General features: G+C 74.0%; 5 protein-coding genes and 2 pseudogenes. All 7 read left to right on the forward strand.

Annotation, left to right across the window (positions count from 1 at the left end):
* Positions 1-441 (forward strand): annotated as a pseudogene (locus AC2CHG_RS29775) (ornithine cyclodeaminase family protein); the annotation flags it as partial.
* 50 nt (positions 442-491) lie between these two features.
* Positions 492-1,994, forward strand: a complete 1,503-nt coding sequence (rimO, locus tag AC2CHG_RS29780) for a 30S ribosomal protein S12 methylthiotransferase RimO (RefSeq protein WP_262013607.1) — start codon at positions 492-494, stop codon at positions 1,992-1,994.
* Positions 1,995-2,041: 47 nt separating this feature from the next.
* The gene (gene pgsA / locus AC2CHG_RS29785) at positions 2,042-2,623 is read left to right on the forward strand and encodes a CDP-diacylglycerol--glycerol-3-phosphate 3-phosphatidyltransferase (RefSeq protein WP_194799814.1); all 582 of its coding nucleotides are present in this window, start codon (positions 2,042-2,044) and stop codon (positions 2,621-2,623) included.
* A gap of 134 nt (positions 2,624-2,757) precedes the next feature.
* Positions 2,758-3,303 (forward strand): CinA family protein, encoded by a 546-nt coding sequence (locus AC2CHG_RS29790; RefSeq protein ID WP_366620897.1) that lies wholly within the window; start codon positions 2,758-2,760, stop codon positions 3,301-3,303.
* 210 nt (positions 3,304-3,513) lie between these two features.
* Positions 3,514-3,954 (forward strand): helix-turn-helix domain-containing protein, encoded by a 441-nt coding sequence (locus AC2CHG_RS29795; RefSeq protein WP_262013605.1) that lies wholly within the window; start codon positions 3,514-3,516, stop codon positions 3,952-3,954.
* A 126-nt stretch (positions 3,955-4,080) separates the two neighbouring features.
* Entirely contained in the window at positions 4,081-4,932 is an 852-nt protein-coding gene (locus AC2CHG_RS29800; RefSeq protein WP_091419792.1) for a PspA/IM30 family protein, read from the forward strand.
* A 16-nt stretch (positions 4,933-4,948) separates the two neighbouring features.
* Positions 4,949-5,161 (forward strand): annotated as a pseudogene (locus tag AC2CHG_RS29805) (phage shock envelope stress response protein PspM); the annotation flags it as partial.

Below are 5,161 nucleotides of genomic sequence, written 5' to 3' on the forward strand. Positions count from 1 at the left end.
GCGCGGGTCCGCGCCGAGCTGGGCGTGCCGGCCCGCGCCGTCGGCTCGGCCGCCGCCGCGGTACGCGACCGGGACGTCGTGGTGCTCGCCACCACCAGCACCGTCCCGGTGCTCGACGCCGCCGACCTGGCCCCCGGCACCCACGTCAACACGGTCGGCTTCAAGCAGGTCGACCGGCACGAGTTCGGCCCGGACCTGCTCGACGCCGCCGACCTGCTGGTGACCGACTCACCCGGGCAGGCCGCCGCGTACGTCCCGCCGATGCTCGCCGCCGTCGAGCCGTACACCGGGCGGTTGCGCGACCTGGGCGCGGTGCTGGCCGGCGCGGTTCCCGGCCGGACCACCGCGGACCAGATCTCGGTCTTCTGCTCCACCGGCCTGGCCGGCACGGAGGTGTTCCTCCTCGATCGGCTGGCCCGGGTGGCCGTGTCCGCGCGCTGACCCTGGCCGGACGGGTGCGCGGCGCACCGGAACCGGCCCGGTACCCTCGGATGGTGTCTGCCTCCTCCTCCACCCCGCGATCCGACGGGCGCCGCGTCGCCCTGCTGACCCTCGGCTGCGCCCGTAACGAGGTCGACTCGGAGGAACTGGCCGCCCGGCTGCACGCCGACGGATGGCAGGTCACCACCGACGGCGAGGGCGCCGACGTGGTGGTGGTGAACACCTGCGGGTTCGTCGAGAAGGCCAAGCAGGACTCGATCCAGACGCTGCTGGCCGCCGCCGACACCGGCGCCAAGGTCGTCGCCGCCGGGTGCATGGCCGAGCGGTACGGCCGTGAGCTGGCCGACAGCCTCCCCGAGGCGCAGGCGGTGCTCAGCTTCGACGACTACCCGGACATCGCCGCCCGCCTCGACTCGGTGCTGGCCGGCGAGGCGATCGGCGCGCACACCCCCCGCGACCGGCGGGAACTGCTGCCGCTGACCCCGGTGAAACGCCGCGACGCGGCGGTGTCGCTACCGGGGCACGGCACCCCGGCCCGGGTCGCACCGGAGACCGACGCGCACACCCCGGCCCACCTGCGGCAGGTGCTGCGGCACCGGCTCGACACCGGCCCGGTGGCCTCGCTGAAGCTCGCCAGCGGCTGCGACCGGCGCTGCGCCTTCTGCGCCATCCCGGCCTTCCGCGGCGCGTTCGTCTCGCGTACCCCGGACGAGCTGCTCGCCGAGGCCGAGTGGCTGGCCAAGACCGGCGTCCGGGAGCTGGTGCTGGTCAGTGAGAACTCCACCTCGTACGGCAAGGACCTGGGTGACCCCCGCGCGCTGGAGAAGCTGCTGCCGCAGCTCGCCGCGATCGACGGGATCGTGCGGGTCCGCGCCAGCTACCTCCAGCCCGCCGAGACCCGGCCCGGCCTGGTCGAGGTGATCGCCACCACGCCGGGCGTGGCCGCATACTTCGACCTGTCGTTCCAGCACTCCAGCGAGCCGGTGCTGCGCCGGATGCGGCGCTTCGGCTCCACCGACCGGTTCCTGGAGCTGCTCGCCTCGGCTCGCGCGCTGGCGCCGGACGCGGGCGCGCGCAGCAACTTCATCGTCGGCTTCCCCGGCGAGACGAAGCAGGACGTGGCCGAGCTGGTCCGGTTCCTGACCGAGGCGCGGCTGGACGCGATCGGCATGTTCGACTACAGCGACGAGGACGGCACCGAGGCCGCCGGGCTCACCGGCAAGGTCTCCGCCGCCACGATCAAGCGGCGGTACGACAAGCTCAGCGCGCTGGCCGACGAACTCTGCTCGCAGCGCGCCGAGGAGCGCCTCGGCGCGACGGTGGAGGTGCTCGTGGACTCGATCGCCGACGGCGTGGTGGAGGGGCGGGCCGCCCACCAGGCACCCGAGGTCGACGGCTCGACCACGCTCGTCGCGCCGGTCGGCGGCGGGGTCGATCTGGCCGCGCTGCGCCCCGGTGACCTGGTCCGGGCCACGGTGACGGCGACCGAGGGCGTGGACCTGGTAGCCGTACCGGATGAGATGATCTCGGCGGCGCCCGGCGCGGTACGGTGACGGCGGGCCCTGATGGAGCGGGGAAGCCACGTGGGGCGATGCGGGACATGACGGGAGCGGAGTCGACGGCCGCTGCCCCCGTACCGCTGCTCAACGCGGCGAACGTGCTCACCGGCGCGCGACTGATGCTGGTGCCGGTCTTCGTGGCCACCGTGATCGCCTCCGGCATGAGCCACGCGGGCTGGCGGATGACGGCCTGCCTGATCTTCGTGGTGGCCTCCGCGACCGACCTGGTCGACGGCTGGATCGCCCGCCGGTACGAACTGGTCACCTCGCTGGGCAAGGTCGCCGACCCGATCGCCGACAAGGCGCTCACCGGCGCCGCCCTGCTGCTGCTCTCCGTCTACGACCTGCTGCCCTGGTGGGTGACGGTGGTGATCCTGGCCCGCGAGCTGGGCATCACCGGGCTGCGCTTCTGGGTGATCCGGCACGGGGTGATCGCGGCCAGCCGGGGCGGCAAGGTCAAGACGGCGCTGCAGATCCTGGCCATCACCTGGTACCTCTGGCCGATGCCGGAGGCGCTCGCCGCGGTCGGCCCGTGGATCATGGGCGCGGCCGTGGTGGTCACCGTGGTCACCGGGTTCGACTACATCGCCCAGGCGTTGCGGCTGCGCCGCCCGGCCCGTTGAGCCGGTCGGCGGGCCCGTCGGTCCGGGCGGTCGGTCCGTCGGTCCGGGCGGTCGGTCTGTCGGTCCGGGGCCCGGGTCCGTCGGTCCGGGCGGCGGACGAGTAAGCCGGCGTGGGGCGGGAAATGGGGGCGGGCATGGACACCGACGCGAGTAACCAGCGGCCCGCCGGCAGCCCGGCGGCCGCCGTGGTGCACCGCCTGCACGAGTGCGGCGAGACGCTGGCCACCGTCGAGTCGCTGACCGGCGGCCTGCTCGCCGCCGCGATCGTGGAGATCGCCGGGGTCAGCTCGATCTACCGGGGCGGCATGGTGGTCTACGCCACCGAACTCAAGGCGACGCTCGCCGGCGTACCGGAGGACCTGCTTGCCGACCGTGGCCCGGTCGACCCGGACGTGGCGGCGGCGCTGGCCGAGGGCGGACGGCAGCGCTGCGGCGCCGACTGGGGCCTGGCCACCACCGGCGTGGCCGGTCCGGAGCCGCAGGACGACAAGCCGGTCGGCCTGGTCTACGTGGCGGTCGCCGGACCGGACGGCACCGAGGTTCGCCGGCTCGACCTCGAGGGCGGGCGCGACCACATCCGCTCGGCCGCGGTGATCGAGGCGCTGCGGCTGCTGGCCGACCGCATCGAGCTCCCCGCCGACGCCGACGCCGCCGAGGCGGCCGGGGTCGGCCGCCGGTGAGCCCGCGCGGCGCCGACACGCCCGGCGGCGGGATCGCCGGACCTGTCGATCCGCCCGGATTTTCAGAGGCGGGGTGGGATGTCGTCGTGGCGACCAACGGGTACGGTTGCGGGAAGGCTCCGGCGGTCGCCGTCGGCGCCGGAGCGGTCCACCGCGTCCGGCGCGACGCGGTCCGGCCGGAGATGGTGGTCCCGTTCAGGGGGAGGTGCGATGGTCCTGCTACGCCGGGTGATCGGTGACGCGCTGCGAGCACGCAGGCAAGGGCAGCACCGCACCCTCCGCGAGGTCTCCTCCGCCGCCAACGTCAGCCTCGGCTACCTCTCCGAGATCGAACGCGGCCAGAAGGAACCCTCCAGCGAACTGCTGGCCGCGATCTGCGACGCGCTCGGCGCCCGCCTGTCCGAGCTGCTCCGCGAGGTGAGCGACACCGTCGCCCTGGCCGAGCAGATGCCCGGCGTGCTGGTTCCGGTGGCCGACGAGCCGGCCTCGGTGACGCCGGCCGCCGTCCGCAAGGCGACGAACAGGAGTGTCCGGCAGGTCACCTCCGACGGCGCTGTCGCCGTCCAGGTCCGGCAGGACTCGCCCCTCAAGGCCACGCTGCGCAGCACCCGCGTACGCCCCGCCGAGCGGGATGTGGTCTGCGCCGCCTGACCCCGGCTGTCACGTCGTGGGCAGGCTGGCGTTCGCGTCGTACTGTTGATCAGGAGCGTACGGGTGCCGGAGTGGCGTCCGGCTGGGACGATGTAGGCGCGACGCTACTGAGGGGACGAGGCGGAGATGGCTAACCCGTTCGTCAAGGGTTGGAAGTACCTGATGGCGCTCTTCGGCGCGAAGATCGACGAGCACGCCGATCCCAAGGTGCAGATCCAGCAGGCCGTCGAGGAGGCACAGCGCCAGCACCAGGCGCTGGTGCAGCAGGCGGCCGCGGTGATCGGCAACCAGCGTCAGCTGGAGATGAAGCTGTCCCGGCAGATGACCGAGGTGGAACAGCTCCAGGGCAACGCGCGGCAGGCGCTCGCAGTGGCCGACCAGGCCCGGGGCCGGGGCGACGAGACCGAGGCCGGGCGCTACGAGCAGACCGCCCAGATGCTGGCCACCCAGCTGGTCTCCGCCGAACAGGCGCTGGAAGACCTCAAGACGCTGCACGACCAGGCGCTCGGCGCGGCCGCGCAGGCCCGCAAGGCGGTCGAGAACAACTCGATGATCCTCCAGCAGAAGCTGGCCGAGCGCACCAAGCTGCTCAGCCAGCTGGAGCAGGCCAAGATGCAGGAGAGCGTGGCCCGCTCGCTGGAGTCGATGTCGTCGCTCACCGCGCCCGCCAACACCCCCTCGCTGGACGAGGTCCGCGACCGGATCGAACGCCGCTACGCCACCGCCATGGGCCGGGCCGAGCTGGCCGGCAACTCGGTCGAGGGCCGGATGCTGGAGATCCAGAAGGCCACGCTCGACTCGGCCGGATCGGCGAGACTGGAGCAGATCCGGTCGAGCATGGCCGGTGAGCAGCTCGGCAGCCGGTCCGAGACCCCCGCCGTGGGGCAGCCGGCCGACCCGGCCGCCGCCGCCCGGCTCGACGAGATCCGGGCCAGCATGAGCCGGGAGCGTGGCACCGGGGAGACCACTACCGGCTGACGGAAGGGCGGACACGATGGCGGACGAACGGGCCCGGCACTTCCGCAGGCTGCGCCGGCTACGCAACTCGGCGCGGCGGTGGAGCGTACTGGCGGGAGGGCTCGGCGGCGCTGCCGCGGTGCTGACTCCGTACGCCGGACTGGGCCTGGCGGACGCGGCCTGGGCCGGCGCCGCGGGCAGCGCGATCGCGGTGGCCGCCTGGCGCTGGGTCGACCACCGGGCGCTGGCC

The organism is Micromonospora sp. ATLC20 (assembly GCF_057196585.1).

What these genes read in the sequence shown, in the direction of transcription:
- rimO (WP_262013607.1), top strand. Translation starts at nt 492, where the DNA reads ATGGTGTCTGCCTCCTCCTCCACCCCGCGATCCGACGGGCGCCGCGTC.
- pgsA (WP_194799814.1), top strand. Translation starts at nt 2,042, where the DNA reads ATGACGGGAGCGGAGTCGACGGCCGCTGCCCCCGTACCGCTGCTCAAC.
- AC2CHG_RS29790 (WP_366620897.1), top strand. Translation starts at nt 2,758, where the DNA reads ATGGACACCGACGCGAGTAACCAGCGGCCCGCCGGCAGCCCGGCGGCC.
- AC2CHG_RS29795 (WP_262013605.1), top strand. Translation starts at nt 3,514, where the DNA reads ATGGTCCTGCTACGCCGGGTGATCGGTGACGCGCTGCGAGCACGCAGG.
- AC2CHG_RS29800 (WP_091419792.1), top strand. Translation starts at nt 4,081, where the DNA reads ATGGCTAACCCGTTCGTCAAGGGTTGGAAGTACCTGATGGCGCTCTTC.